Source organism: Nocardia sp. NPDC087230, from assembly GCF_044744725.1.
GTDB classification, from domain to species: Bacteria; Actinomycetota; Actinomycetes; order Mycobacteriales; family Mycobacteriaceae; genus Nocardia; species Nocardia canadensis.
In genome coordinates this window covers 382,019-407,916 of sequence record NZ_JBIUYV010000005.1, presented here as the reverse complement: position 1 = coordinate 407,916, position 25,898 = coordinate 382,019, and the positions used below count along the sequence as shown (strand labels likewise).

Sequence of the window (25,898 nt, the reverse complement as noted above, 5' to 3'; positions counted from 1 at the left end):
TGGGACCGAAGGTTTCTCCAGCAGCACCGGCGTGCGCGAGTCGGCGGCCGCGGCCATGATCTTCTTGCCGGTGGCGGTCGAGCCGGTGAAGGCGACCTTGTCGACGGCACCCGATGCGGGCTGGCCGCCACGGTGTACCCGCCGTTCGGCGGGGCCGGGGAATCGGGCATCGGGCGCATTCACGGCCAAGAGGGCCTGCGCGGTTCGCCCGCCCGCAGACGATGGCGCGGCCGCGGTTCGCGATCCCGGGCACGGCGCCGCCGACCGTCGAGCGGACGGCGGCGAACCGTGGCGTCGTCCGGCGTCGGGTCGGGTTCCTGCGCGGGCGGGAGCGCTGAGGACAGCGCGCGTGTCAGACTGACGGCGTGAGCGGGCCGGTGAAAGAACCCAGTGTGGCGCAACCGAGCGGAAAGTCGCCGCGTGATCGCGGGGACGTGATCGGGGGCGGGCTGCTGTGGCTGGCGAAGTGGTCGCTGTGCATCGTGGCGATCGCGGCGGGCGCGTGGGTGCTGGGTTCGATCGCCGCCCGCCTGTGGGTGGTGATCCTGCCCGTCGCGCTGGCGACCGTGGTGGCCACGATCCTGTGGCCGCCGACTCGCTGGCTCACCAGGCACCGGTGGCCGCCCGCGCTGGCCGCGACGGCGACCCTGCTGGGATTCCTCGGGTTGGTGGCCGGGGTCGTCGCGCTGATCGTGCCGTCGGTGGCCGAGCAGGCGCCCGAACTCGTCGACAAGTCCACCGCCGGTGTCAATCAGGTCCGTGACTGGATTCAGGGACCGCCGTTGCGGCTGCGCGACGAGCAACTCGATTCCGCGGTCGACGCGATCGTGGCGCGCCTGCAGTCCAGTGGCTCGCAGATCGCCAACGGCGTGTTCACCGGCGTCTCCACCGCGACATCGTTCCTGATCACCGTGTTCTTGGTGCTGGTGCTGGTGTTCTTCTTCCTCAAGGACGGTCCTCGGCTGCTGCCGTGGATGCACGGGGTGTTCGGACAGCGCAGCGGCCGCCATGTCGAGGCTGTGCTCGAGCGGGTGTGGGCGACGCTGGGCGGATTCATCCGGACCCAGGCGGTCGTCAGCATGGTCGACGCCCTCTGCATCGGCACGGCGCTGTTCATCCTCGACGTCCCCCTGGCGCTGGTGCTGTCGGTGATCACCTTCATCGGTGGCTTCGTACCGATGGTCGGCGCCTTCGTCGCCGGTGCGCTCGCGGTGCTGGTCGCGCTGGTCGGCAACGGGTTCACCACCGCCGTGATCGTGCTCGGCATCGTCATCGCGGTGCAGCAGCTGGAAGGCAATGTGCTGCAACCGGTCCTGCAGAGCCGCAGCATGGAGCTGCACGCGGTGATCGTGCTGCTGGCGGTCACCGCGGGCGGCTCGCTCTACGGCATCACCGGCGCGTTCCTCGCGGTGCCGGTCGTCGCGATGGTCGCCGTGGTCATTCGCTACATCGGCGAGCAGATCGACGCCGCCACCGGATCAGCGCGGGCGGCGGCCGCCGAAACGGACAGCGACGCGCCCGTGCCCGAACCGGGTACCTGAGCGGATTCCTGGGCGATCAGCGCGCGGACCTGCGCCGGATCGCCGGGTTCGTGACTCGACACCGGCTCGCCGGGGTTCACGACGGCGACCACCTGGTCTACGGTGAAGGTGTCGCCTGTGGAGACGTCGTCACGGATGACTGTGCCGCGATCGCGGTGGGAAGTACCTCGTCGAATCCCTGCAAAGGAGGCGGGCGGTGGGCAGGCACGCGGACGTACTCACGGTCGGCGTCGAAGAGGAATTCCTGTTGACCGACCCCGGCACCGGCGCCCCGGCCGCGAAGAACAGCCAGGTCGCCGAGACCGCGCGGCGGGCCGGGATCGACCTGCAACTGGAGCTGACGCGCTGCCAGGTCGAAACCAGCAGCCGGGTGCACTCCGACATCGGGGAATTGCTGGGGGAGTTGCGCACATCCCGGCGCCGGGTCGCCGAGTGCGCGGCGGAGCACGATGCGCGGCTGCTGGCGGTGGCGATCCCGCCGACCGTCCCCGACCGGTTCCCGGTGACCGACACCCCGCGCTATCAGCGGATCGCGCACGCGTTCGGGATGATCGCCCACGAGCAGGGGCTGTGTGGTTGCCATGTCCATGTCGGTGTGCCCGACCGCGAGACCGCGGTGCTCGTCGGTAACTACGTGCGGCCCTGGCTGCCGGTGCTGCTGGCCACGACCGCGAACTCGGCGATCTATCGCGGCGCCGAGACCGGCTACGCGAGCTGGCGCAGCATCCTGTGGCGACGCTGGCCCAGCGCAGGCCCACCGCCCTATTTCGCCTCGCTCGAAGACTTCGAGTCGATCGTGGCGATGATGCGGGCCAGCGGCAGCATCCTGGACAACAAGATGGTCTACTGGGACATCCGCCCCTCGGAGTCGTTCCCGACCGTGGAAGTCCGGGTCAGCGATGTCCCGGCCACCGCGGCGGAGTCCGCGCTGCTGGCGGCGTTGATCCGGGGGATCGTGAGCTCGGGACTGCGGTCGATCGCGCGCCATGAACCCGCGTTCGCGGTGTCGGGGGAGGTGCTGCGGACGGCGTACTGGAACGCCGCGCATTCCGGCCTGGACGGCAACGGGCTCGATATGGCGAAGGGCCGGGTGGTCCCGCATCTGGAGTTGCTGCATCGGCTCGTCGACCACATCGCCACCGCGCTGGACGACAGCGGGGACCGCGAGTTCGTCGTCGAGGCGATCGACGCGCTGGCCGGCCGCGGCAACGGCGCGCGGCGCCAGCTCGAGGCGTTCCGCGCTCGGCGCGACGTCGCCGATGTGGTCGCCGCATCGGCGCGGGCGACGCTGGAGGGATGCTGACGAGGTCCCGGCGCACGGGTGTTTGTCGCGACGAGACCCGGGTATCGCGGCAAGTGGGTCCCCAAGACGGCCCACGGTCACGGTGTGGCCGAGCGAACGTCTGAAAGGAATGCCGCGATGAGCTTTGCGGACAAGGCGAAGAACAAGGCCGAGGAATTGGCGGGTAAGGCCAAGGAGGCTGCCGGCAAGGCCACCGACGACCGGGACCTGGAGAACGAAGGTCGCGGGGAACAGGCCAAGTCCAACCTGAAGGACGCCGGCGAGAAGGTGAAGGACGCCTTCCGGAACTGACGCACCTGCTCTCTCCCGCGGGGGCACCGGCTCGACTGCCGGTGCCCCCGCGGCGCGCGGTGGGCGCCGCTGATCGCCGGTTTGCCGAAACCGCAACTTCGCGTGCCAGATCGTGGTGGGCGTGGCGAGACTGGGAGAGCGCGGGCCGATGCTCGCGACGAAAGGAGACCTTTGTGCCCACGCCGCGCCGCACCCGCCGCAGGGACACCCCGCCGCCGCGAACCGGTGGCGACGAGAAACAGGTCCTGCGCGGGTTCCTCGACTATCTACAGACCTCGATCGCCGCGAAAGTCGACGGCGCCCCCGACGCGCAGGCGCGCACGCCCGCGGTGCCGTCGGGCACGAATCTGCTCGGCCTGCTGGCGCACCTGACCTCCGTCGAACGCGCGATGTTCCTCGGCGACACCGTGACCGACTGGCCCGCGACGTTCCACGTCGCTGCCGAGGACAAGGTGGACGACGTCGTCGCCCGCTACCGCGCCGCGGTCGAGCGCGCGAACGAGATCCTCGACGGCTGTACCGATCTCGGCGCGCCGGTGCCGCGGGCCGGGCGACCCGCTCCCAGCGTCCGCTGGGCGCTGACCCACATGATCGAGGAGACCGGCAGGCACGCGGGCCACGCCGATACCCTTCGCGAACTGATCGACGGCACCACCGGCCGCTGACCGTTCGGGCAGAGATCGGATGGCCTTTGCCGAGGCCGAACGGCTACCGGCCGCCCACGCGGGCCACCGCCCGGATCGGGGCTCCGTCCGCTGCGCTGAGACGCAGGGGGAACAGCGAGACCTCGATGGTGGCGCCCGCCGACTGAGCGGCCAGCAGCCGGTCGAGACCGGTGAGGTTCTCGGCGATCACCGCGTGCGCGCCGCACAGGATCCGGTGCGCCGGGAGGGCGAGATCTTCGGCCTCGGACGGATCGATGCTGGGTGCGTCGATGCCGACGGTGCGGATTCCCTTGTCCACCAGCATCTGTGCCGCTGCGGGGTCCAGAGAAGGGTGGGTGAGATAGGCGTCGGTGCCCCAGCGCGACGACCATCCGGTGGCGATCAGGACGACGGCGCCCGGCACCGGATCGATATCGAAGAGCTCGACCCCGATCACGCCGCGGGCGGGCACGGACCCGGCGTCGACGATGTACGCGGGCCCGGTGAAGCGTTCGAGCGGGAGTTCGTCGAGCGTGGGCAGGCTGTCGTCGAGATGAGCGGGCGCGTCGACATGGGTTCCGGATTGCGATCCGAGGTGGACGCGCAGCACGTTGACCCCGTCGGTGGCGACCCGAAGGGCCGGTTCCAGGCGGACTTCCGGGTCGCCGGGAAACACGGGCATCCCCGTGTGGATCGGCTGGGTCAGGTCGATCAGGCGCACACCGGGAGCTTACGAACAGGTCCGGCGCTTCGCCGGTGCGGCACGCGCGCCGAATACTCATTAGCCCGCCACATCATTGCCCGATAGCCTGGTGAGACCCGCGGATGAGCTCTGGGGAGGAGCGAAACGATGTGGAACTGGGGAAAATCCGTCGCCGAACACGCGGCGGCCGCCGCCTGGACGACCTGGCCGCCCGCCGAGACTCGACCGACCATCGTGGACCCACCGTCGTGGGGATCCGAGCCCGGCATCGCCGGACCGAGCGCGGACAAGTGAGCGGCCGAGGTCGAGCCGGCCGTCTTCACTGTGCTGTCACGGCTTGCGGCCGGGATCGGCCAGACCGGACCCGGTGACGAGCGGAAGGTCGAGCGTGGTGCGGATGCCCGGCGCTGCGGCGACGACGGCCGGAATGGCATTGACCACCCGCATCGCCGTGCCGACCAGACTGGCGTGATTGTGGTCGCCGCGGTCGCTGAACATCGCCAGATCCAAGGTGTAGTTCGGCTCACCGGTGATCTCGACGCGGTAGGACCCGCCGGCCCGGGCGGGCTGCGGCCAGTCGGGGGCGAGGTCGGCGCGCAGCCGGGTGACATGCTCGAGCACGGTGACGACCCGGTCGCCGACCATGCCGCGGACCTCGAACCGCAGGGCCGCGGCCGTGCCCGCGGGGATGGTGCCCGAGTCGATGTCGAAGGTCTCCGGCGCGGGCAGTCGCTCGAAACGCTCGGTGACGCTGTCGAGTTCGATCGCCAGCCCCGCGGCGAGCTGGCGCACCACGCTGCCCCAGGCCAGCGACAGCACGCCCGGTTGCAGCAGCAGGGGAGTCTCGTCCATCGGCTTGCCGAAGCCCATGATGTCGAACATGACCGCGGGATTGTCGTAGGTGGAGTAGTCGACGATCTCGAGACAGCGCACCTGCTCGACATAGCGGCAGGTGCCCAGCAGGGCCAGCGGCAGCAGATCGTTGGCGAAGCCGGGGTCGATGCCGTTGACGAACAGCGACGCATCGCCTTGCGCCGCAGCCTGTTCCACCGGCGCCAGCAGGTCCGTCGGCAGCACCTGCCACGGATACTGGAGGAACACGGGGGCGCTGGCCACCACATTGATCCCGGCGGCGAGCAGGGCGCGCAGATCCGCGAGCGCCTCCAGCAACCGGTTGTCGGTCATGGCGGTGTAGACCACGCAGTCGGGCCGCAGCGCCAAGACGTCGGCGAGCTCGGTGGTGGCGAGAACGCCGGTGGGCGTGGATGTTCCGGCGAGTTCGGCGGCGTCGCGCCCGGCCTTGTCGGGCCCGGACACGTGCACACCGACCAGCTCGAACCGGGGATCGGCCAGCACTCCCGCCAGGGCGTGCCTGCCGACATTGCCGGTGCCCCAGTGCACTACACGATGAACCATGGTGTCGTCCTCACAGATCCGGCAGGGGAATGGTCAGATTCGGCGCGATGAGCCCACCGTCGACCTCGAGCACCTTCCCGGTGAGGAAGGCGCCCGCGGGCGAGGCGAGAAACAGCGCGGCCGCGGCGATATCGCCGGGCTCGCCGAGGCGCTGCAAGGGCGTCGCCTGCTCCATCGCCGTGCGCATCTGCTCGTTGCCCGCGACGATGTCGAGCGCGGAGGTCAGAATCGAGCCGGGCGCGATCGCGTTGACCCGGATGCGGGGGCTGAGATCCATGGCGGCGCTGCGGGTGTAGTGGGCCAGCGCGGCCTTGGCGGTGGCGTAGGCGGCGAAGGCGCGTCCCGGCAGTCTGCCCATCGTCGAGGTGATGTTGATGATCGAGCCACCGCCCGCGGTGTCGAGCATCCTCGGCACCGCGGCACGCACCAGGGCGTGCGCTGTCCCGACATTGAAGGCGAAGGCCTCGGCGAGATCGCCGGGGGAGGTGTCGAGCAACGGTCTCGGCAGCGCCCCGCCCACATTGTTGACGACGACATCCAGTCGGCCGAACTGCGCGGTCGCGGCGTCGGCCAGCGCGGTGACGGCGTCCGGGTCGGCGAGGTCGGCGACCACGACGTGCGCGCGCCGACCGGCCGCCTCGACCTGGTCGGCGACCCGCCGCAGGTCGGCCTCGGTGCGCGCGGCGATCACCACGTCGGCACCGGCCTCGGCGAAACCGGTCGCGATCGCGGCGCCGAGGCCACGCCCCGCCCCGGTGACGATGGCTACCCGGTCGTTCAGACGGAATTGGTCGAGGATCATGAGCACCTCTCGTGCGTCGAATATTCGACTAATATGTGGCGAATAGTCGAAGCAGTGTAGGGCGGGCCGTACCCGCAGACAAGAGGGTGTCATGCCGGAATCCGCGTCGCCGCCGACCCGTCGGGTCATCGAGGTGATGGAACTGCTGACCCGCAGTGACCGCGCGCTGACCGTCTCGGAGATCGCGTCGGCGCTCTCATCGGCGCGTGCCACGATCACCGCCGTGCTGACCGAGCTGACCGAGGCGGGCTGGGTGCGCCGCGACCGCGATCGTCGGTTCGGCCCCGGACCCGCGCTCGCCGCGCTCGCGCCCGCCGACCCCGAGATCCCGGCTGTGGCGGTGAGTACCGCGCTACGGGAACTGGCCGCGGCCGCGCACTGCGGTGTGACACTGAGCCGGATCGTCGACGGGCGGCTCACCGTGGTGGCCAAGGAATACGCGGCGGGCGCGCGCATCGTGCCCGGACTCGCTGTGGGACAGTCCATTCCGCTGTCCTATCCGGCGGGCGCCGCCGTGATGCCGTGGCGCGGGGAGCCCGAACGCCGGGCGTGGCTGGCGACGGCGACCGGCCCGGCGCGGCGGAGCGCGCCGGCGCTGCTGCGGTTCGTCACCACCCACGGCTGTGCGATCTTTCGCCCCGATTCCGACGACGCCGGCGTGGTGGAGGTGCTCGCGGAGTTGCTCGGCGCGGTCGGCGGCGAGGTGGTCCAGGCGGAACTCCGTGCCCGGGTGCTGCGGCAGCTGGCCCGGCTGACCGCGCGTCCCTACCGGGAAGCCGACCTCGCGGACGAGGAGCCGCTGCCCGTGGGCTACCTGTCGGCGCCGGTGCTCGGCGGTGCCGGCGCGCCCTACGAGGTCCAGATCGGTCTGCTGCGCTCCGCGGTCGGCCAGGCCGATCGCGCGCGATACGTCGACATGATCCGCACCGGCGCCGCGGCGCTGTCGGCCGCGCTCGGACGGCGGGCCTGACCAACGCGGCGGAGCGCGTCCGCGGCGCAGGTCCCGACCGGCTGATTACCTTTCGCCATTGTGGCTATGCCCCCTGTGTCGGGCTCTAGCGGCTCGGGTACGCCCACAGGAACGAGAGTGATCATGTATTTGCGAGCAACGATCGTGGCGACAACGCTGATCCTGGCCATGATGGGCGGGACAGCGGGATGCGCCGAAGTGGAGAAGGCCGTCAACAAGGGCGGTGACACGAGGTGCAGCGAGTACGTCGCCCAGGATTCCGCCAAGAAGCACACCACGGTGACGAAAATGCTCGAAGAAGAGGGCCGGGAGAGTACGGCCGCGGACCAGAACGCGGTCGACCTGGCGGTCGCCGCCGTCAACCTGATGTGCGAGGCGCAGGCGAACCCGGAGACACCGATCCGCGACGCGGATCTGACCGGGATCCTGGTGCCGAAGTGAGGTCCGCCGACAGGCTGCACCCGGCTCGCGCGCGGTGAGCTGGTCCAAGCGTCGGCGTTGCCGGTCGTGCCCGGCGGCGCGGAGCTCCCAGGCGCGTGTCCCACTCGCCGGTCACCCGGTATCGACCCGGGGTGATTCCGTGGGACTGTGAGAGGTCGAGAACCATCGATCTCAGGAGGTCGCCGGGCATGCGGGGAATCAACCACATCGTCCTGTTCGTCGCGGATCTGCCGCGCAGTATCGCGTTCTACGAGGATGTGCTCGGATTCGAGCGGCTCGCCGAGGGATTTCCCGGCGGCGCGTTCCTGCGCCACCCCGGTTCGGCCAACGACCACGATCTCGGGCTCTTCCAGGCCAGGACCGCCGCGGCGGGGCCGGGCTCGGTCGGGCTCTATCACGTTGCGTGGGAAGTGGATACGTTGTCCGAGCTGGCCGCGGTGCGCGACGGCCTGACTGCCGCGCACGCGCTGACCGGGGCGAGCGATCACGGGTCGACCAAGGCGCTCTACGCCCGCGACCCCGACGGCATCGAGTTCGAGGTGTGCTGGCTGGTGCCCGACGAGCACGTCGAAGACGCCCTGGCTCCCGGCACCTCGCTGACCGCGCCCCTGGACATCGATGCCCAGATCCGCCGGTACGGCGCCGACACCCCGGGCGGTCCGCGGACCGACCCCGCAGTGTGGGCACGCGTCGCGGCGCGCCGGGCGGCGCTGTCCGCAACGGCGGGGAGGCACTCATGACCCCGGCACCCGCAGATCTCGCGGCACTGCTGCGGCGCGTGGAGCTGATGGAGGACAAGTGGCAGATCCTGGAGCTGATCGCCGCCTACGGTCCCGCCGTGGACAGTGGATCCGCCGACGGCACGGCCGCGCTGTGGTCCGAAGACGGTGAGTACGACGTGGATTCGGGAATGCTGCGCGGGCGCGCCGAGGTGCGCGCGATGGTCGGCAGCGGGCCGCATCAGGGTTTCATCACCAACGGCTCGGCGCATCTGATCGGCCTGCCGCACGTCGAGGTCGACGGGGATCGCGCCGTGGCCATCGGACATTCGCAGCTGGTGCTGAAGGTTCCGGGGACGACAGCGCAGTTCCACGTCGCCCGGATCACCGCGAACCGCTGGGAACTGGTGAAGACCGGCGGTCGCTGGCAGGTACGGCGCCGCGTGGCCCGGTTGCTGGACGGCAGGCCCGAGGCGCGTGAGCTGCTCGGTGGCGTCGTCACCGGATCCGAGGGGCGGGACTGAGACCCATGGACATCGACAAGTACGGCCCCTGGGCGGTGATCGCGGGCGGGTCCGAAGGTGTCGGCGCTGAGTTCGCCGAGCAGCTCGCCCGGGCGGGTGTGCATCTGGTGCTGCTGGCGCGCAAGGAAGAACCGCTGCTGGCGACCGCCGAGGTCTGTCGCGCCCACGGCGTCGAGGTGCGCACGCTGTCGGTCGACCTGCTCGCCCCGGACGCGCTCGACCGCATCGCGGTACTCACCGACGACCTGACCGTGGGCCTGCTGATCTACAACGCGGGTGCCAACACCTACGGCCACGAGTTCGTGACCGGTGACCTCGACCGATTCCGGGCGGTCATCGACCTGAACATCACCGCTCAGCTGACCCTGGTGCAACACTTCGGCGCTCCCATGCGGGAGCGGCGTCGCGGTGGCATCCTGCTGGTCGGTTCGCTCAGCGGATACCTGGGGTCGGCGCAGATCAGCGTCTACGCGGCGGCCAAGGCGTTCCTGCGCACCTTCGCCGAAGGGCTGTGGCTGGAAATGCGCGACCACGAGGTCGACGTGGTGCACCTGGTGCTCGGCGTGACCCGCACGCCCGCGATGGCCAGGGCCGGACTGCGGTGGGACCGGCCCGGCCTGCGGGTCTCCGAACCTCGCGAGGTCGCCGCGCAGGGGCTGGCGAGCCTGGCGAACGGCCCGGTGGTCGTGGTGGAGGAGTTCGCGGCGATCGCGGCCAAGCACAGCGGAACCGATCGGGCCGAGCTGCTGCTGGCCGCGAGCGCCGGGGCCGGGAAACTGCTGCCGCCGCCGGGTGCCCGGACGGTGACCGGATGAGGATCGGCATCGATACCCCGGTGGTCACACGGGTGCCGGGCGCGCACAGCCCGTGGGAGGAGTCGGCAGGCATTGCCGACCTCGCGCGGATCGCGGTCGCCGCGGACCGGCTCGGGTTCCACCATCTCACCTGCAGCGAGCACGTCGCGGTTCCGGCCGCGGTCGCCGCGGTGCGCGGGGCGACCTACTGGGATCCCCTGGCCACCCTCGGGTATCTGGCCGCGCGCACCGACCGGATCCGGCTGGCCACGAAGGTGCTGGTGCTCGGCTACCACCACCCACTCGAGATCGCCAAGCGGTACGGCACTCTCGACGTCGTGAGCGGCGGACGGTTGATCCTGGGACTGGGTGTCGGCTCACTGCGGGAGGAATTCGAGCTCCTCGACGTCGCGTTCGACGACCGCGGCGCGCGGGGTGACGCGGCGCTGATCGCCCTGCGCGCGGCGCTGTCGCAGCGTGTCCCGCACCACGAAGGTCCGTATCACCGGTTCACCGACATGGTGGTCGAACCGCACGCCGTTCAGGAGTCCGTGCCGCTGTGGATCGGTGGTCGCACGGCGCGCTCGCTGCGGCGCGCGGTGGATCTGGCCGACGGCTGGGTCCCGTTCGGGCTGACCTTCGACGAGATCGGCACGCTGCTGGCCCGTCGGCAGCCGCCCGCCGGCTTCGAGGTCGTCCTCTCGGCCGGCTCGCTGGATCCGCTCGGAAACCCCACGGGGACAAGGGCGAAGCTCGCGGCCGCGGCCCGCGCGGGCGCGACGGTGATCGGCGCCGCGTTGACGGCGACCTCGGCCGGGCACTACTGCGATCAGCTGGGCGCGCTGGCCGAGATCCGCGACGAGGACTCCGGGGCGGACGCGGTCCCCGGCAGATGAGCATCCATCCACCGCAGCATCCGATCGACCGAGTCGGCGCAGTCCGCACCCGCGCCGGACTCGGCCCACTCGATCAGGGCCGCGAACGTGGCGGACTGATAGGCGGTCGCGAGTGCCCGGCAGATGGCCGCGGGGGAGCCGGGTAGCCGACGGGCCAGATAGCCCGACAGCGTATCGATCCAGGGCTGGTAGATCCGGGGAGCGGTCGCGGCGAGTTCGGGCTCCGAGGAGATCAATCGCAGCCAGGCCGGTGCCAGCTCGTGAATCCGCGGATCGCGCGACACGGATTCGACGATCGCCGTCCGGACGACGAGCGCGGGCGGCGCGTCCTCGGCCGCGCCGGTGAGCACGTCGCGCAGGCGGTCGGTCGCCGGCGCGACACCCAGCCACGCGATCTCGGCGCGGGAAGAGAAGTGCCGCAGCAGGGTTCGCGTGCTGATTCCCGTGGCCTCGGCGAGGTCGTTCCAATTGGTGGTGGCGAAACCGCGGTCGGTCCACAGGCGCAGCGCACCCGCGGACACGGCCCGGGTGTCCAGCACCGAGGGGCGGCCGGGGCGGCGGGGAGCGGGCTGCGTCACGGCGAAAGCCAACCAGTTTTGGCGAAGTGTGTCAATATTGCGGCCGAGCACGAGTCATCTCATCGAACAGGAGTTACGGGTATGGATTTCGTCAATGCGTCCGCGATCGTCACCGGCGGTGCGTCGGGTCTCGGCTTGGCGACCGTGCGGGAACTGCACGCCCAGGGCGCGAAGGTCGTCATCGTCGACCTGCCGTCGTCCGACGGGGCGACCATCGCCAAGGAGCTGGGCGAGGGCGCGGCCTTCGCGGCGGCGGACGTGACCGACGAATCGGCGGTCGCTGCGGCCCTCGACGTCGCCGAATCGCTGGCACCGCTGCGGATCGCCGTGAACTGCGCGGGCATCGGCAACGCGATCAAGACGGTCGGCAAGAAGGGCGCGTTCCCGCTCGCCGATTTCACCAAGGTGATCAACGTCAACCTCGTCGGCACGTTCAACGTGATCCGCCTCGCCGCCGAGCGCATGGCGGCCACCGAGCCGGTCGGTGAGGAGCGCGGCGTCATCGTCAACACCGCGTCGGTCGCCGCCTACGACGGCCAGATCGGCCAGGCCGCCTACTCCGCGTCCAAGGGCGGCATCGTGGGCCTGACCCTGCCGGTCGCGCGTGACCTGGCGAGCTTCAAGATCCGGGTCGTCACCATCGCGCCCGGCCTGTTCCGCACCCCGCTGTTCGAGACGCTGCCCGAGGAGGCGCTGCAGTCGCTCGGCGCGCAGGTCCCGCACCCCTCGCGCCTGGGTCAGCCCACCGAGTTCGCCGCGCTGGCCCGCCACATCGTGGAGAACCCGATGCTCAACGGCGAGACCATCCGCCTCGACGGCGCGATCCGCATGGCGCCGCGCTGACCTGATCGACACTCCAGGGCTTCCGGCCGGGCACGATGTCCGGCTGGAGGACCGGGTCCGGCGGTACGCTCGCTGGTCCGCCACATTCTCCGCGCGAGTCGCGCACCTCGGCCGGATAGGTTGTCAGGGTGTTCGAGCAGACGCGCCGGTTCGCGCTGCCGCCGATCAGCGCGGCGGTGACGATGTTCGTGGCAGTGATGGTCGGCCTGCATCGTGGCTGGGTGGTGACGCAGCTATGGCTGCTCGCCCTACCGGTACTGGTGCTGGTCTGGGTCGTGGTGATCGTCGTCTTCGCGGTCGCGATCAGGCGAGCCCGTCGGTTCCCGCGGCGGTGGCCCGTCGTGGTCACCGCTGTTTTCGCGGTGATCGGCACAGGTGGGCCCGCGCTCTTCGTCGCGGAGCCGGAGGTCGGGGTGTTCACCCGATTCTGGCTCGAGCGGCCTGCGTTCGCGGCGGTGGCGGCGACGTCGGTGCCGGCGAGGCCCGACGACTATTACGGGAGCCCGCTACCGAGGCACCTGTGCCTCGTTTCGGCGAATTGCCGAGTCGCGGTCATCGGCACCAGTGGTGGACACCCGGTGCGGTTCGTCCCCGACTACGTCGGAATTCCCGATGGCGCAACGGGGTACGCGCACTTTCGCGGTGCGCCCGGTCCCGGACCGTACGACGGATTCGGCGACCCGATCTGTCCGAAAATCGAGCTGTCCGGCGGTTGGTGGTGGCTCGGCGGCTGCACGTAGGTGTACTCGGCGGAGCAAGACCCAGCCGGTCAGACGACGTGCGCGACGTCGGCGGCGAGGAAGTCGCGGATCGCCGCCCAGCTGGAATCGCGGGCACCGGGGCCGGCGATGATGCCCAGATGGCTTCCGTCGACCTCGGCGAAGCGCACCGGCGCGCCGACGAGCACTTCGGTCCCGGCCGCGACGGAGGCGGCCGAGGCGAGTTTGTCGCGGCGGCCACCGATCAGCAGGACCGGGACGGTGATCGCGGCCAGCTCGATCGCGTGCGCCGGGCTCAGATGCACTGTGCCCTTCCACATCTCGTTGCGCACGATCAGCCGGCGATAGACCTGCCGATAGAACCGGCCGGGATACCCCGGCATCTCGTCCATGAACCGGTCGACGGCCTGCATCCGGGCCAGCGCTTCGACATCGCCGGCATTGCGGGCGATGTACCACGGTTTGGTCAATTCGCGGTCGAGCGCCTGGGCCCGGAAACCCATGCGCACGGCATGTTTCGGTATGCCGCCGAGAAGTCGCACGGGTTCGGTGACCAGCCGGCCCGAGGTCAGCCGGGCGACCGAGCGCGCCAGCGCCATCGGGCCGTTGCGGCGCTGGTCGAACGGTGTGCCGACCGCGGTGATCGAGGCGAGCGGGAGACCGGGGTCGGCGGCCGCGGTGAGCAGGCTGATCGTGCCACCGAAGGACCAGCCGATCACGTCGACCGGGGCGTGCGCGTGCTCCGCGCTGACCCGGTGCACCGCGGTGGGCACGATGTCGTCGACCCATTCCTCGAATCCCAGGTTCCGGTCGGCCCAGCCGATCTCGCCGTAGTCGATGACATAGACGTCGCGGCCCAGGTCCAGGAGATACTCGACCAGGCTCTGGCCGGGTCGCAGGTCGTAGCAGGAGATCGTCACCGCCAGCGGCGGCACCAGCAGGATCGGGTTGCCGGTGCCCGCGCCGGTGCGGCGGTAGCGTCGCAACAGCCGATGCGGCTGGTCGTAGACGACCTCGGACGGGGTCGGGACATACGGCTCGATTCCGGGGCCGAACAGCGCGCCCACATTACGCACCGCGTTGTCCCAGCTGACCATCACATACCTCCACGCCCGTGCCCACCGCACATTTTACCTGGACATCGTGTCCGACTTATCGCCGGCAGGCAAATCGCCGCCGACGGTCGGGCGCCGGGTTCCTCGCGCGGCCGCCCGCCTCCCGGTCTCCGTGTGGCCACCAGGTCAGCATGCGAAACTACTAGTTTCGTATTGAGCATCGGGCAATTCGGGGCGCGCCGGACAATGCCTCAATTCGGCGTGGCGATCAGGTGAAAGAACCTCGCCGTGTAGATGTAGGGCGCGCGGGAGGACATCGCGAGTTCCAGTTGTTCGAGTCGGGCGAAGAAGTGCGGGTCGGTCTTGCGCTCGTCGTCGACGATCAGGTCGCAGACGCTGCGAATTCCACGGTGCGCCAGCACCCGCAAACCGGCATCGGTGAGGCCCCGTGCGACGTCGTCCGCATAGCAGGCGCGGGTGCTTTCGCTCGGCTCGGGTCGTTCCCGGCGCGCGGTACGCCGGTCCGTTCGGCCCTAGCCGGGTCCGGGGTCGCCGCGGTTGTGGCTAGGGAGCCGGGGTGAGGAAATCGTGGAGGAGGGGTGATATCGGATTCGGCGGGAGGAGGTCGTCGAGATTCGTCAGGGCCGCCGCGGGCGGCAGGGTGCGATCCGGGGTGTGGGACGGGTTGTCGATGTCGGCGGCCGCGGCGGCGATGCCCTGGTCGATCGCGACGGACAGGTCCGCCGGGAGGGTGTCGGTTCTGCTGGGGTCGAGGGGTTGATCGACATGCAAGGGGGTGGGGGCCGCGTAGTCGGTGCGGTCGTATCCGGTTTCGATCACTACGCGCAGGGCCGGTTCCAGGAGGGCGGCGACGGGTTCGGTGACGTCGGTCCGGTTCAGGTGGTGTCCGACCGCGCGCAGGGGATACAGCAGGGGCAGGGTGCCTTCGGGGCTGGGGATCGTCTTGTAGGTGGTGTCGCCGTGGACCTGGCAGTTCGCGGGATGGTCGTCGCAATTCTGCTGCGCGATGTAGTCGGCCGGATCGGGGTAGCCGTAGATCGCCGCGCCCGGCTTGGGGTGGCTGCCCGCGCCGTCGCCTTTCGGCTGCAGATAGGAGGGGTGGATGAGCAGGGTGCCCAACAGGGCATTGGCGACGGCGACGACATTGAGCGGATAGGCCGGGAAGTCGGAAATGCCGTCGTACTGCATGGCGATATCGGTTGTCGCGATGCCGGTGTCGGTCGGGGTGGGCGGTCCGAAACTGATGTCGGCGATCGGGATCTCCCCGAAACGTACCGGCCGCTCGATGATTCCGCCGTTGGGGCGATTCGGGTTCGCGATGAGGACGAAGGTCAGACGGTCCTTGTCCGGGGGTGTCAGGCCGGCCAGGGCGGCCTTCTGCGCACTGGCGACCGTCGCGCCCTGCGAATAGCCGAAGACGACGATGCCGCCGTGCGCGGGAGCGTCGATCTGTCGGGCGGCGAGCGCGCCGAGAGTCGTCACACCGTCGGCCACCGAGGGATTCCACTTCGCCGAGGATGCCTCGGGACCCTTCGACGAGATGACCGGCCACAGGGACGCGTCGTACGGGACGGGAACGAAGGCGACACCAGGACAGGAGTTGTCCGTACAGCCATCCGCGCCGGGGGCGACGAAGTTCTGGTAAGCATTGCTTTCGAAGTTGTGGGCCACCGACGGGTCGCTGGTGCCGGTGCCGGGAACGACCAGCACCGTCGTCGCGGCGAGAGCGACCGCGCCGACACTCTGCACCTCGAGCCACACCACACCCAGTGCCGTCAGAATCGCGGCGGACACACTGCCGCGTGCGGCCGAACGCCGCCTCCGTTCTCCCGCCTTTGTCGCCCGACCGATTCGTCGCGTCGTCGATGTCTGCGGCATGGACTGCCCCTTCAGCGGGAGGGAAGAGCGAGACCTCGGCAATTTCAGAGCAATTCTGCCAGCGGTTGTGCTGTGCGACAAGGACGCAACGCGGAGAGAATGGCAGCCCCTGCATCATTGCGCGCGCTGATCGAGGCAACGCCACCGTTGCGGCAGCGTTGCGAGGAGTCGGCGGAGAAGCGGAGATCGGTGGACGTGCGCGGACCGACGACGCGGATCGGGAGTGATCGAGACGTCATCAGGGAAAAGAAGGAGCGTGGTGGTCAGTGGGTGAGTTTGAGCCCGACCACGCCGGTCACGATCATGGTCAGAAAGACGAGCTCGGCCACCGTGACGGGTTCCTCGCCGGTGGCCATGGCGTAGGCGACGGTGAGGACCGCGCCGATACCGACCCAGACCGCGTACGCGGTGCCCACGGGAAGTTCGCGCATCGCGACGGCCAATCCCGCCATGCTCGCCAGGAGCGCGGCGAAGAACACCACCGAGGGTACGAGCCGGGTGAAGCCTTCCGATTTGCCCAGAGCCGTTGCCCAGACGGCCTCCAGAAATCCGGACACGACCAGCAGAATCCACGACATGAGAGCCCTCCTCGGGCCGTCTTGTCGCACTCCGGGTACGGCACCCCTCGTCCGGAAGCCCGAGGTCCGGGCTCACTTCCACCATGGCACGCCGGTTACCGGGCGGCAAGCGATGGTGGTTCGGCTCACCGCCCGACCTGTCGGTGAGTATCCGTAAACTCCTACCGGTGGGGAGGATTCGCGAATTCGCCGGTGGATTTCTGCTGACGCTGCCGAGCCTGACGCTCAATGGAGTGCTGGTGTATGTCGTCGGGGTCGGTATGGGTTACTGGGCGGCGATGATCGTGCTCGCGCTGTGGTTCGTGATCGGTTGCGGTGTGGCGAGTGCGTCGTGGTTCCACCCGAATCGGGCACAAGCGGCGGCGGCGTACGGATTTCGTCCACCGGTCGGCGCGGAGCCGGACCTGCTCGCGTCAGCCTGGTCCGAGGTCACCCGCGCGGCCGGCGTCGACGGTTGGCCCTATTCGCTGTGGGTGCAGCAATCGGCCGCCTTGAACGCCTTCGCCGCCCCCGCCCGGATGGTCTCGGTGACGAGCTGGGCGCTCGGGTCGCTGCGGCCACGGCAATTGGCCGCCGTGCTCGCCCATGAACTCGGCCATCACCTCCTGCTCGATCCGCGGCTGCGGCTGCTCGACGACTGGGCCTCGCTCCCGGCCCGCGTGGTCCGCGCGATCGGCAAGATCCCCGTCCGCGCGGCGCGGGGTCCCGGTGTCGTCCGCCTGCTGATCCGGTCGGCGATCTCGGCCGCGCTCCTGGTGGGTGCGGCGACGGTGCTGACGCCGCGCATCGGCGCACCGACCGTCGCGGTCCTGATCACCCTGCTCGTGCTGGAACCGCTCAGCGCGGCGGCGCGCTCGCGGCGAGGGGAGTTCGCCGCCGATCGGATGGCGGTCGACTTCGGGTACGGCCGCGATCTGCACGGCGCACTGCGCAGGTGGCTGCCGCACGAGTCGACTCCCGCATCGCCACTGCTCGCCGCGCGTGCCCGCTGGCTCGGCACCCATCCGCCGACAACCGAACGGCTGCGGGCGATTCGGCGAGCCGTCGCGGCCTGACCGCCCGCGCCGTGGGAAGGGGGCGCACCCGCCGGAGGAACAGTCGGCGGGTGCGCCGGATCAGGAGCGGTCGCGTCCACGGCGCGATCCGCACCGCGAGGGCAGCTCGGCGGTGCGGTTCCGCGGGGCGCGAGGAGCCGCCGCGGGTGTCGGGTGCGCTCGGTCGGCGAGACCGGACACAGCCGGAACCTGATCGCTGCCGATACTGCCGTCCGCAGCGTGAGGATTTCGTGAGCCGCCCACCCCCGCCAACCCTGCTCGTCGGAGGTGTCGGTGGGAATCGGTAGCGTCGTGTGCTGTGGAAACAGGGGAACGTATCCAAGAACTCGCCGATCGCATCGTGGCGCTGCGCGACGCCTACTATCAGGGCGAGCCGCTGGTCGCCGATGCCGAATACGACACGATCGAAGACGAGTTGCGTGCGCTGATCGCGGCGCACCCCGAGCTCACGCCCGAGCCGAATCCGCTCGACCAGGTCGGCGCCCCCGCGGTGCTGCACGCGCCGGTGCGGCACTCGCGGCCGATGCTGTCGCTCGAGAAGGCCACCAAGCCAGAGCAGGTCGAAGCGTTCTTCCAGCGGTTTCCCGGCCAGCCGGTGGTGGTCATGCCGAAGCTCGACGGTTTGTCGCTGGCACTGGTCTTCGAGGACGGCCGGTTGGTGCGGGCCGTGACCCGGGGCGATGGCACGACCGGTGACGATGTGACCATGCTGGTCCGCGCGCTGGTCGATGGTGTACCCGACCGGATCGAGCTCCCCGGGCGGGTGGAGGTGCGCGGCGAGGCGGTGATGCTGCGCTCGACCTTCACCGCCTACAACGCGGCGCACCCGGACAAACCCCTGATCAATCCGCGCAATGCGGCGGCGGGCACACTGCGGGCCAAGGACCCGGCCACCGTCGCCGAGCGTCGCCTGCAGTTCTTCGGCTTCGACCTCGACACCTCCGATGACAGCGCCGCGCACGACCTCGGCGCGGGCCTGCACGCGCTGGGCGTGGAAGGCGCGCGGATGCGGCTGTGCGCCGACGCGGCACAGGCGCAGGCCGCGATCACCGAAATCGAACAGGGCCGCAACGACCTGGACTACGACATCGATGGGGCCGTGCTGCGGCTGGCCGACCGGGATGCGTACGCGGCGGCCGGAACCCGCTCGAACTCGCCGCGCGGCGCGCTCGCGTTCAAGTTCGCCGCGGAGGAGAAGACCACGCTGCTGGCCGACGTCGTGTGGGACGTGGGCAAGACCGGCAAGATCGTGCCGGTCGCCTGGCTGGAGCCGGTGTTCGTCGGCGGTACCACCGTCACCAAGGCGACACTGGCCAACCAGGAGGTGATCCGCGCCCGCGACATCAAGATCGGTGACACCGTGCTGGTGCGCCGCGCGGGCGATGTGATCCCGTTCGTGGCGGGCGTGCTCGACGCGGCCGCGCGCACCGGCGAGGAGCGCGAGATCGTGCCGCCGACCGCGTGCCCGTCCTGCGGGCAGCCGGTCACCGAGCAGGGCAACAGCCGAGAGCTGTTCTGTACCAATGTGGCCTGTCCGGCCCAGACCGTGCGCCGGCTGATCCACTGGGCCTCGCGCGCGGCGGCCGACATCGACGCCATCGGGCAGGTGTGGATCGAACGCCTCGCCGAGGCGGGCATCCTGGAACGCCCGTCGGACTTCTACACCCTCACCCAGGAGCGCCTGCTCGAATTCGACCGCATCGGCGAGGTGTCGGCCGCGCGGATGATCGAGTCGATCGACGCGAGCCGCCAGGTCGGCCTGCGTCGCGCGCTGATCGGCCTGGCCATCCCGATGGCCTCCGACGGCACCGCCGCGCGACTGGCCCGCGCGGGTTTCGGCTCCCTGGAGGAGGTCGCCGACGCGGGCGAGGAACGCCTCGTCGCGGTGGAGGACATCGGCCCTAAGGTCGCCGCCTCCCTGGTCGCGCACCTGACCCGCCTACGTCCGGAGCTGGAGCGGTTGCGCGCGGCCGGTGTCAGCCTGGACGTGCGCGAGGAGGACCTCGCGCCGGTCGTCGCGGCGGGCGCGCCACTGGCGGGCAAGACGGTCGTCATCACCGGCGCCATCAGTGATCCGCGGTCGGGGGAGAAGGTTGCCCGACCGACCTTCCAGCGCCTGTGCGAGCAAGCGGGCGCGACGGCGGCCTCCTCGGTCTCGGCCAACACCGACCTGCTCATCACCGGCGCCGGCGTCGGTGACAGCAAGCTGGCCAAGGCGGAGAAGCTCGGTGTCGAGGTCGTCGATCAGGGCGCGATCTGGACCATGCTGATCAGCGCCAAGGTGGTCTAGACCGCCCGTTCCCGGCGGCCCGCCGCAGCGGGCCGTCGGGAAGGCCACGGCGTCGCCGTCATTCGTCCGGGGTCAGGATCTCCACGTAACCGTCGGCGCCGTTCACGCGGATGCGCTGCCCGTCCCGGATCAGCGAGGTGGCATGCTCCACCCCGACGACGGCGGGCAGTCCGTATTCGCGGGCGATCACCGCGCCATGGGTCATCAGGCCGCCGACTTCGGTCACCAGGCCCCTGATCGCGACGAACAGCGGAGTCCAGCTGGGGTCGGTGTAGGCGGTCACCAGGATGTCTCCCGGGTCGAGGTCGGCCTGCCCGATGTCGGACACGACGCGCGCGCGACCTTCGATGATCCCCGCGGAGACCGCCATGCCGGGCAGTGCGCCGGACGGTAGATCCTCGCGCCGGTACGCCCCGCTCAGCGCCTCGCCGTCGGAGGTGAGCACCCGAGGTGCGGACAGCGACTGATACGCGCGGAAGGCGTCCTTGCGCTCGTCGATGAGTTCGGCACTCACCCGGCGGGTGCGGACCACCTCGCCGAGTTCGTCGAACCGGAGGTAGAAGATGTCCTCCGGCGCGCGCAGGACGCCGTCGCGGACGAGCCGCCCGGCTTCGCCGAGCAGCGCCTGCTTGTAGACGAAATAGCGGCTCACCATGCCGTACTTCGGATACTCCCGATAGCCGGAGTAGGTGCGCAGGCGGTCGATCATCGCCGCGGTCTCCTCGGCCTTCGCGGCCCCGTCCGGCAGGGCGCGCACGCGGTCCAGGAGCTGATGCTCGGCCTGTTCGGCCGCACGCAGGCCCTCGTCGAAGCGCTGCGTGCCCGCACCGGGCCCGAAGTTCTCGATATTGCCCAGGATCGTGGGCACGAGCGTGGTGGGACTCTCGCTCCAGCGCGGGCGGGTGATGTCGATCTCGCCGACGCAGCGCATGCCGTAGCGGGCGAGAAAACCCTCGATCGCGGCACGGGCCTCGGGACCCCCGGACCGGTCGGCCAGCTCGACCAGGAAGCCGTCCGGCCCCGGGCCCGTCTGCTCGACCTGCTCCAGGTAGGCGACGACATCCGGGTGCGGACGGATCGCGTCGGCGACGTCGAGCAGTGCCAGACCCATCTCCGAGGTCACATTGCCCGGAACCGACTGCAGGAGCACGTCGGCGGCGTTCTTCTCGCCGAGCCACTCCCACAGCCGGTCGTTGAGCCACTCGGTGGCCTCCATCGCCGACATGATCGCCTGTAGGCTGCGCGGCGCGAACACCGTCCGCTGCAATTCCTGGATATCGGCGCGGAGGAACTCGATCAGCGCCGGGCCCGTGTAGTTCGGGATCTCGCGCTGCAGCGTCGCGATGGAGGAGTCGATGTCGGCGACCAGCTCGGCGACGAGGTCGGGGTCGGCCTCGATCGGCGTGCGCGCCGCACCGGGCGTCGGGACACCGGCGGGTGCGCGGACCTCGGCGTCCTCGGTCGCCGGGCGGAGGAAGTCGCCGCGCTCGACCACCGACCGTAGCGCGTCCCCGATCAGCGGATCGGACTTGCCGAGCCCGTCGATCAGGCCGGTGCGGACCGCCGGCGCGGACAGCATCTCGGTGACGTCGACGAACAGGCGACCGCCCGCGTCTCGCATCGGCGCGCGACTCGTCAACTGCCACAGCGAGATTCCCAGTGGCTTCATCGCATCGGTCATCATCTGCTGGTGGCCCACCGACACGTAGACGCGGTTCTGCCCGTCGGCGGCCACCGGAATCGGGAACAGGGTGGTGATCGGTCTGCTCTGCACGATCCGCGGATCCGCGCCGTCCAGACACCACTCGATGTCCTGCGGACTGCCGAAATGCGCTTCGATCCGACGGCCGAGCCGGGCCAGCCGCAGCACCTCCGCATCGGTGAGCACCGGGTCGTTGCGCTGCTCCTCGGTGATCTCGCGCACCCGTGTGCCGCCCGCGGGCGCCGGCTCGACGGCGAGTTTCTTGGTGGCGATCGTCCGGTCGACGACGGTGTCGTCGCGGACCCGGTAGATGTCGGCGTTCACGAGACCGGAGACGAGCGCCTCGCCGAGGCCGAAACCGGCATCGATGGAGACGATCCGCCGGTCGGAGGTGACCGGATCAGCGGTGACGAGAATGCCCGAGGCACGCGGGAACACCATCCGCTGCACGACCACCGCCATGCGAATCACCTTCTCGCCGAACCCGTTGCGCAGCCGGTAGGTGACGGCGCGCTCGGTGAACAGCGAAGCCCAGCACCGGCTGACGTGCTCGAGGATCGCCGAAGGTCCCACGATGTTGAGGAAGGTGTCCTGCTGGCCCGCGAACGACGCGGTCGGCAGGTCCTCGGCGGTGGCGCTGGACCGGACCGCGTAGGCGCCGTCCACGCCGAGCCGGGCGTGCGCGGCGAGGATCTCGGCCGCGACGTCCTCCGGGACGACCAGGTCCTCGATCGCGTGCCGCACCCGGGCGCTCACCGCGGCGATCGCCGCACGGTCCTCGGCCGCCAGGCGCGACAGTTCGTCGAGCAGGTCCTCGATCGCGGGTGCGCCCGCCAGCGCCCGGGCGAAGGCGTCGGTCGTCACACAGAAGCCGTCCGGCACGTCCACACCCTCGATGCGCGCCAGCTCACCGAGGTTCGCGCCCTTGCCGCCGACGATCGCGATCCGGGTGCGATCGATCTCCCCGAAATCCAGTACATAGGCCATCCCCGCTACTCCTCACCTGGTGGTTTCGGTATTTCGCGAGCGATTATGGACCACAATTCCGCGCCTCATGAGGGCCCGGATTCGTGTATACAGTAGAAGGGGGAGGCAAGCAGTCGGAACGTGCCGCGATCGGCAACGGCCCGTCGACGGCGAGGATTCAGCGACCACCCGGGCGATCGGTGCGTAACCGGGCATGCAGGTGCATGTCGTGGCAGCCGTCGCGGTGGCGCCCGGCGCCGCGCAGGGTGCCTTCCAGAACGAATCCGCACTTGGCCGCGACACGGCACGACGGCGCGTTGTGGACCGAGTGGGTGAGCTGGATGCGGTCGAAGCCGATGTCGTGGAACGCCCACCGGGTGAGGACGCGGGCGGCGCGGGGTGCGACAGCCTGGCCCCGCCGGGCGGGTAGCGTCCAGTAGGCGAGTTCGGTGTGGCCTTCGCCGAGGTCGGTGCGGCGCAAGCCGATTCGTCCGGCGACCTCGCCGTCCACGGTGACGGCCCACTGCCCGTTGCCGGTGGACCAGGTGCCACGCCAGCGCTCGATCCACTCGCGCACCTGGCCGACGGATTCGGCGCTGCGGACGTGCCAGCGGCTGATCGCCGGGTCCTGGAACGCCCGGTACACGACCGGTGCGTCGGCCGCGGTCCACGGGCGCAGGATCAGGCCGTCGATCCCGGGAAGCGTCGGTTGGGGTGTCGCGGTGAATCGGTCGGCATCCACCACGGGTGGCAGCAGTTCGGGCATGTCGATATTGTCCGCTCGCCCCGGTCCCGGTGGCGGACAGTCGGTCTCACCCGATCGGCGGTACCCGCTCGGCGGGCAGGGGCGGCGGCGGTGGGGTGCCGTCGCCGAACGGGCGCCCGCCCAGTTCCTCGCGGTGGTGCGGTGTCAGCCAGTTCGACAGGTCCGGGCCGGCCGGGATGATGCCGGTGGGGTTGATGTCGCGATGCACGACGTAGTAGTGCTCCTTGATCTGGCCGAAGTCGATGGTGTCACCGAAACCGGAGGTCTGGAACAGGTCGCGGGCGTAGGCCCACAGCACCGGCATCTCGGTGAGTTTGCTGCGGTTGCACTTGAAATGGCCGTGGTAGACGGGGTCGAAGCGGGCGAGGGTGGTGAACAGGCGCACGTCGGCTTCGGTGATGGTGTCGCCGACGAGGTAGCGCTGGGTGCGCAGCCGCTCGGTCAGCCGGTCCAGGGCGTCGAAGAGGCGGACGTAGGCGGCGTCGTAGGCGTCCTGAGCGCCCGCGAAACCGCAGCGGTAGACGCCGTTGTTGACGTTGCGGAAGACGTCGAGGTTGATCTCGTCGATCTGCTCACGCAGCGGTTCCGGATACAGCTGCGGTGCGCCGGGGCGGTGATAGGCGGTCCACTCGGTGGCGAAGTCGAGAGTGATCTGGGCGTAGTCGTTGGTGGCGACCTGACCGGTCGGGATGTCGACCACGGCGGGCACGGTGATGCCGCGCGGATAGTCCGGGAACCGGGCCAGGTACGCGTCGCGCAGATGATGGATGCCCAGCACGGGGTCGACCCCGCCAGGGTCCAGGTCGAAGGTCCAGCTGAGCTTGTCGTGGGTGGGGCCGCACAGGCCGAGCGAGAGCACCGGTTCCAGGCCGAGCAACCGGCGCACGATCAGCGTGCGGTTGGCCCACGGGCAGGCCCTGGCCGCGACGAGCCGGTAGCGGCCGGGCTCGACGGGGTAGCCGTCGCGGCCGTCGGCGGTGATCCGCGTCGTGATGTAGTTGGTGTCGCGACGGAATTCGCCCGGTTCGACATAGGTTCCCGCATCGGCATCGCTCACCGTCCCAGTCTCGCAGACTCCGCATCCGCCGGTTCCGGGACCGGATGCGGCGCGTCGGCGGCCGCGAGCGCCCGGCGCACGCCGACCGGACCCATCCCGCGCGACAACCCGAGAATCAGGGCGGCACAGCCGAGTCCGGACAGCACCAGGCTCGTCGCGAACAGGGCCGAATAGCCCGCCAGATCACCGACCACCCCGGCCGCCATGCCCGCCACACCCTGGACGACGACGACGGCGCAGGCGAGCAGCGTGTAGTCGCTGCCCGCGTGGTCGGTGTCGGCGGCGTCCATCATGAGCGCGAACACCGCGACGGTGGCGGCGCCACCGAAGACGTGCTCGGCCAGGCTCGCGGTGACGAGCAGCTCGAATCCGCCGATCCCGAGCGCGGCGAGCAGATACAGCACGATGCCGGCGGTCTGGGTGACACCGCCGATGAGCAGTGCGTGCCTGCGACCGAAGCGGTAGGCGAGCCAGCCGCCGAGGCCGGCCCCGGCGAGCGCGCCCGCCGAGGACAGCACTCCCTTGATCAGCGCGATCTGGCCGAGATCGAGCCCCGCGTCGGACAGGAACGGACCGGTCAGCGCGGACGCCATCGAGTCACCGAACTTGAACGCGCCGATGAGCGCGATGAAGGCGAGAATGCCCGGCCGACGCAGCCGGGTCCACCAGGTACCGAGCAGGCGCGCCGGATGCCGCGGCGGCGGGCGGTCGGCGACGGGTTCGCGTAGCAGCCATACCGGCACCGTGGTCAGCACGATCAGCACGGCCATGGCCAGGAACAGCATCCGCCACCCGGCCAGGGCGAACAGCCACAGCAGGGCGCCGCCGCCGACGATCATGCCGACGCGATACGCGCCGACCTGGATGCCGTTGCCCAGCCCGCGCTGGCGCGGACCCAGCAGACGCACGGCGAGCCCGTCGGTCGCCACGTCCTGCGTCGCCGAGAACAGATTCACCACCACGATGCCGACGAACAGCCACCGCAGCGACGACGACAGGTCCAGGCACGCGAGCAGCATGGCGACCGCCGCCGCGGACAGTTGCAGCACCAGCAGCCAGGTGCGCCGGGTGCCGTACCGGTCGACATAGGGCGCCCACAGGAACTTCAGCGCCCACGGCAGGAACAGCACGCCCGAGGCGCTGATCACCACCAGCGAATAGCCCGATTCGCGCAGCACCACCGGCAGCGCCTGGGTGAAGAAGCCGAACGGCAGACCCTGCGCGAAGTACAGCGCGGACAGCAGAACCAGCGTGCCGGTCGTGACAACACCCGGTCGGGTGGCGGTGCTCATGCCGACATCGTCGCAGAGACCCCGCCGGGCCACAGGCCCCCGGCTCGGCCTGAT

The 25,898-nt window shown here is 70.3% G+C and carries 27 protein-coding genes, 1 pseudogene and 1 riboswitch; of the genes and pseudogenes, 15 read left to right on the top strand and 13 right to left on the bottom strand.

What is annotated here, in order from left to right:
- Positions 1-15 precede the first annotated feature (15 nt).
- Positions 16-105: pseudogene (locus ACIO52_RS20130) on the bottom strand (aldehyde dehydrogenase family protein); the annotation flags it as partial.
- Positions 106-365: 260 nt separating this feature from the next.
- Between ACIO52_RS20130 and ACIO52_RS20125 the strand changes: the two are divergent.
- The 4 genes from ACIO52_RS20125 (at position 366) to ACIO52_RS20110 (ending at position 3,800) form a co-directional block, all read left to right on the top strand.
- Positions 366-1,541: an AI-2E family transporter gene (locus ACIO52_RS20125; RefSeq protein ID WP_218720475.1), complete on the top strand. Its 1,176-nt coding sequence runs from the start codon at positions 366-368 to the stop codon at positions 1,539-1,541.
- 196 nt (positions 1,542-1,737) lie between these two features.
- The gene (locus tag ACIO52_RS20120; protein ID WP_218720473.1) at positions 1,738-2,844 is read left to right on the top strand and encodes a glutamate--cysteine ligase; all 1,107 of its coding nucleotides are present in this window, start codon (positions 1,738-1,740) and stop codon (positions 2,842-2,844) included.
- Between the two features lie 117 nt (positions 2,845-2,961).
- Positions 2,962-3,135, top strand: a complete 174-nt coding sequence (locus tag ACIO52_RS20115) for a CsbD family protein (protein ID WP_218720471.1) — start codon at positions 2,962-2,964, stop codon at positions 3,133-3,135.
- 173 nt (positions 3,136-3,308) lie between these two features.
- Positions 3,309-3,800 (top strand): DinB family protein, encoded by a 492-nt coding sequence (locus ACIO52_RS20110; RefSeq protein ID WP_402645754.1) that lies wholly within the window; start codon positions 3,309-3,311, stop codon positions 3,798-3,800.
- 43 nt (positions 3,801-3,843) lie between these two features.
- Here the strand turns inward: ACIO52_RS20110 and ACIO52_RS20105 are convergent, their stop codons facing one another.
- Positions 3,844-4,500, bottom strand: a complete 657-nt coding sequence (locus tag ACIO52_RS20105; protein ID WP_402645751.1) for a cyclase family protein — start codon at positions 4,498-4,500, stop codon at positions 3,844-3,846.
- Positions 4,501-4,629: 129 nt separating this feature from the next.
- On the opposite strand from ACIO52_RS20105, the gene ACIO52_RS20100 reads away from it, so the two are divergent.
- A complete protein-coding gene (locus tag ACIO52_RS20100; RefSeq protein WP_402645749.1) occupies positions 4,630-4,776 on the top strand; it encodes a hypothetical protein in 147 nt (48 codons plus the stop codon).
- Between the two features lie 36 nt (positions 4,777-4,812).
- Here the strand turns inward: ACIO52_RS20100 and ACIO52_RS20095 are convergent, their stop codons facing one another.
- Both ACIO52_RS20095 and ACIO52_RS20090 read right to left on the bottom strand, forming a co-directional pair.
- On the bottom strand, positions 4,813-5,898 hold the full coding sequence (locus ACIO52_RS20095; RefSeq protein ID WP_402645746.1) for a diacylglycerol kinase: 1,086 nt from the start codon (positions 5,896-5,898) through the stop codon (positions 4,813-4,815).
- A 10-nt stretch (positions 5,899-5,908) separates the two neighbouring features.
- Positions 5,909-6,700 (bottom strand): SDR family oxidoreductase, encoded by a 792-nt coding sequence (locus ACIO52_RS20090; RefSeq protein WP_316574917.1) that lies wholly within the window; start codon positions 6,698-6,700, stop codon positions 5,909-5,911.
- Between the two features lie 91 nt (positions 6,701-6,791).
- Between ACIO52_RS20090 and ACIO52_RS20085 the strand changes: the two genes are divergently transcribed.
- The 6 genes from ACIO52_RS20085 (at position 6,792) to ACIO52_RS20060 (ending at position 11,044) form a co-directional block, all read left to right on the top strand.
- Positions 6,792-7,670 (top strand): helix-turn-helix domain-containing protein, encoded by an 879-nt coding sequence (locus tag ACIO52_RS20085; protein WP_402645743.1) that lies wholly within the window; start codon positions 6,792-6,794, stop codon positions 7,668-7,670.
- 123 nt (positions 7,671-7,793) lie between these two features.
- Positions 7,794-8,111, top strand: a complete 318-nt coding sequence (locus ACIO52_RS20080; RefSeq protein ID WP_402645740.1) for a hypothetical protein — start codon at positions 7,794-7,796, stop codon at positions 8,109-8,111.
- A gap of 188 nt (positions 8,112-8,299) precedes the next feature.
- Positions 8,300-8,851: a VOC family protein gene (locus ACIO52_RS20075; RefSeq protein WP_218720456.1), complete on the top strand. Its 552-nt coding sequence runs from the start codon at positions 8,300-8,302 to the stop codon at positions 8,849-8,851.
- Positions 8,848-9,354: a nuclear transport factor 2 family protein gene (locus ACIO52_RS20070; RefSeq protein WP_402645737.1), complete on the top strand. Its 507-nt coding sequence runs from the start codon at positions 8,848-8,850 to the stop codon at positions 9,352-9,354. The genes ACIO52_RS20075 and ACIO52_RS20070 overlap by 4 nt, the downstream gene beginning before the upstream one ends.
- 5 nt (positions 9,355-9,359) lie before the next feature.
- Positions 9,360-10,169, top strand: a complete 810-nt coding sequence (locus ACIO52_RS20065) for an SDR family NAD(P)-dependent oxidoreductase (RefSeq protein ID WP_316574915.1) — start codon at positions 9,360-9,362, stop codon at positions 10,167-10,169.
- Positions 10,166-11,044, top strand: a complete 879-nt coding sequence (locus tag ACIO52_RS20060; protein WP_218720450.1) for a TIGR03619 family F420-dependent LLM class oxidoreductase — start codon at positions 10,166-10,168, stop codon at positions 11,042-11,044. The genes ACIO52_RS20065 and ACIO52_RS20060 overlap by 4 nt, the downstream gene beginning before the upstream one ends.
- Here ACIO52_RS20060 and ACIO52_RS20055 read toward each other — a convergent pair.
- Positions 10,978-11,622 carry a TetR family transcriptional regulator gene (locus ACIO52_RS20055; RefSeq protein ID WP_316574913.1) on the bottom strand — a complete coding sequence of 215 codons (645 nt, stop codon included), beginning with the start codon at positions 11,620-11,622 and terminating at the stop codon, positions 10,978-10,980. The two genes, ACIO52_RS20060 and ACIO52_RS20055, sit on opposite strands and share 67 nt — an antisense overlap.
- 81 nt (positions 11,623-11,703) lie before the next feature.
- Between ACIO52_RS20055 and ACIO52_RS20050 the strand changes: the two genes are divergently transcribed.
- Together ACIO52_RS20050 and ACIO52_RS20045 are read left to right on the top strand one after the other, a co-directional pair.
- Positions 11,704-12,465 (top strand): 3-hydroxyacyl-CoA dehydrogenase, encoded by a 762-nt coding sequence (locus tag ACIO52_RS20050; RefSeq protein ID WP_218720446.1) that lies wholly within the window; start codon positions 11,704-11,706, stop codon positions 12,463-12,465.
- Positions 12,466-12,593: 128 nt separating this feature from the next.
- On the top strand, positions 12,594-13,205 hold the full coding sequence (locus ACIO52_RS20045; RefSeq protein ID WP_402645732.1) for a hypothetical protein: 612 nt from the start codon (positions 12,594-12,596) through the stop codon (positions 13,203-13,205).
- A 29-nt stretch (positions 13,206-13,234) separates the two neighbouring features.
- Here ACIO52_RS20045 and ACIO52_RS20040 read toward each other — a convergent pair whose 3' ends face one another.
- The 4 genes from ACIO52_RS20040 to ACIO52_RS20025 form a co-directional block, all read right to left on the bottom strand.
- The gene (locus ACIO52_RS20040) at positions 13,235-14,281 is read right to left on the bottom strand and encodes an alpha/beta fold hydrolase (protein ID WP_218720442.1); all 1,047 of its coding nucleotides are present in this window, start codon (positions 14,279-14,281) and stop codon (positions 13,235-13,237) included.
- A 209-nt stretch (positions 14,282-14,490) separates the two neighbouring features.
- Positions 14,491-14,667 carry a hypothetical protein gene (locus tag ACIO52_RS20035; protein ID WP_402645728.1) on the bottom strand — a complete coding sequence of 59 codons (177 nt, stop codon included), beginning with the start codon at positions 14,665-14,667 and terminating at the stop codon, positions 14,491-14,493.
- Positions 14,668-14,803: 136 nt separating this feature from the next.
- Entirely contained in the window at positions 14,804-16,054 is a 1,251-nt protein-coding gene (locus tag ACIO52_RS20030) for a PE-PPE domain-containing protein (RefSeq protein ID WP_402645726.1), read from the bottom strand.
- Between the two features lie 347 nt (positions 16,055-16,401).
- On the bottom strand, positions 16,402-16,716 hold the full coding sequence (locus ACIO52_RS20025) for a multidrug efflux SMR transporter (protein ID WP_218720436.1): 315 nt from the start codon (positions 16,714-16,716) through the stop codon (positions 16,402-16,404).
- A gap of 10 nt (positions 16,717-16,726) precedes the next feature.
- Positions 16,727-16,793, bottom strand: a riboswitch (guanidine-III (ykkC-III) riboswitch).
- A gap of 90 nt (positions 16,794-16,883) precedes the next feature.
- On the opposite strand from ACIO52_RS20025, the gene ACIO52_RS20020 reads away from it, so the two are divergent.
- Positions 16,884-17,771 (top strand): M48 family metalloprotease, encoded by an 888-nt coding sequence (locus tag ACIO52_RS20020; protein ID WP_402645724.1) that lies wholly within the window; start codon positions 16,884-16,886, stop codon positions 17,769-17,771.
- Positions 17,772-18,069: 298 nt separating this feature from the next.
- A complete protein-coding gene (gene ligA, locus ACIO52_RS20015; protein WP_402645721.1) occupies positions 18,070-20,061 on the top strand; it encodes an NAD-dependent DNA ligase LigA in 1,992 nt (663 codons plus the stop codon).
- 58 nt (positions 20,062-20,119) lie between these two features.
- Here ligA and rph read toward each other — a convergent pair whose 3' ends face one another.
- The 4 genes from rph to ACIO52_RS19995 form a co-directional block, all read right to left on the bottom strand.
- Positions 20,120-22,750, bottom strand: a complete 2,631-nt coding sequence (gene rph, locus ACIO52_RS20010) for a rifamycin-inactivating phosphotransferase (protein WP_402645718.1) — start codon at positions 22,748-22,750, stop codon at positions 20,120-20,122.
- 157 nt (positions 22,751-22,907) lie between these two features.
- Entirely contained in the window at positions 22,908-23,495 is a 588-nt protein-coding gene (locus ACIO52_RS20005) for a GNAT family N-acetyltransferase (protein ID WP_218720430.1), read from the bottom strand.
- 46 nt (positions 23,496-23,541) lie between these two features.
- Positions 23,542-24,552 carry a glutathione S-transferase C-terminal domain-containing protein gene (locus tag ACIO52_RS20000; protein ID WP_316574906.1) on the bottom strand — a complete coding sequence of 337 codons (1,011 nt, stop codon included), beginning with the start codon at positions 24,550-24,552 and terminating at the stop codon, positions 23,542-23,544.
- The gene (locus ACIO52_RS19995) at positions 24,549-25,844 is read right to left on the bottom strand and encodes an MFS transporter (RefSeq protein WP_402645713.1); all 1,296 of its coding nucleotides are present in this window, start codon (positions 25,842-25,844) and stop codon (positions 24,549-24,551) included. The genes ACIO52_RS20000 and ACIO52_RS19995 overlap by 4 nt, the downstream gene beginning before the upstream one ends.
- Positions 25,845-25,898 lie beyond the last annotated feature (54 nt).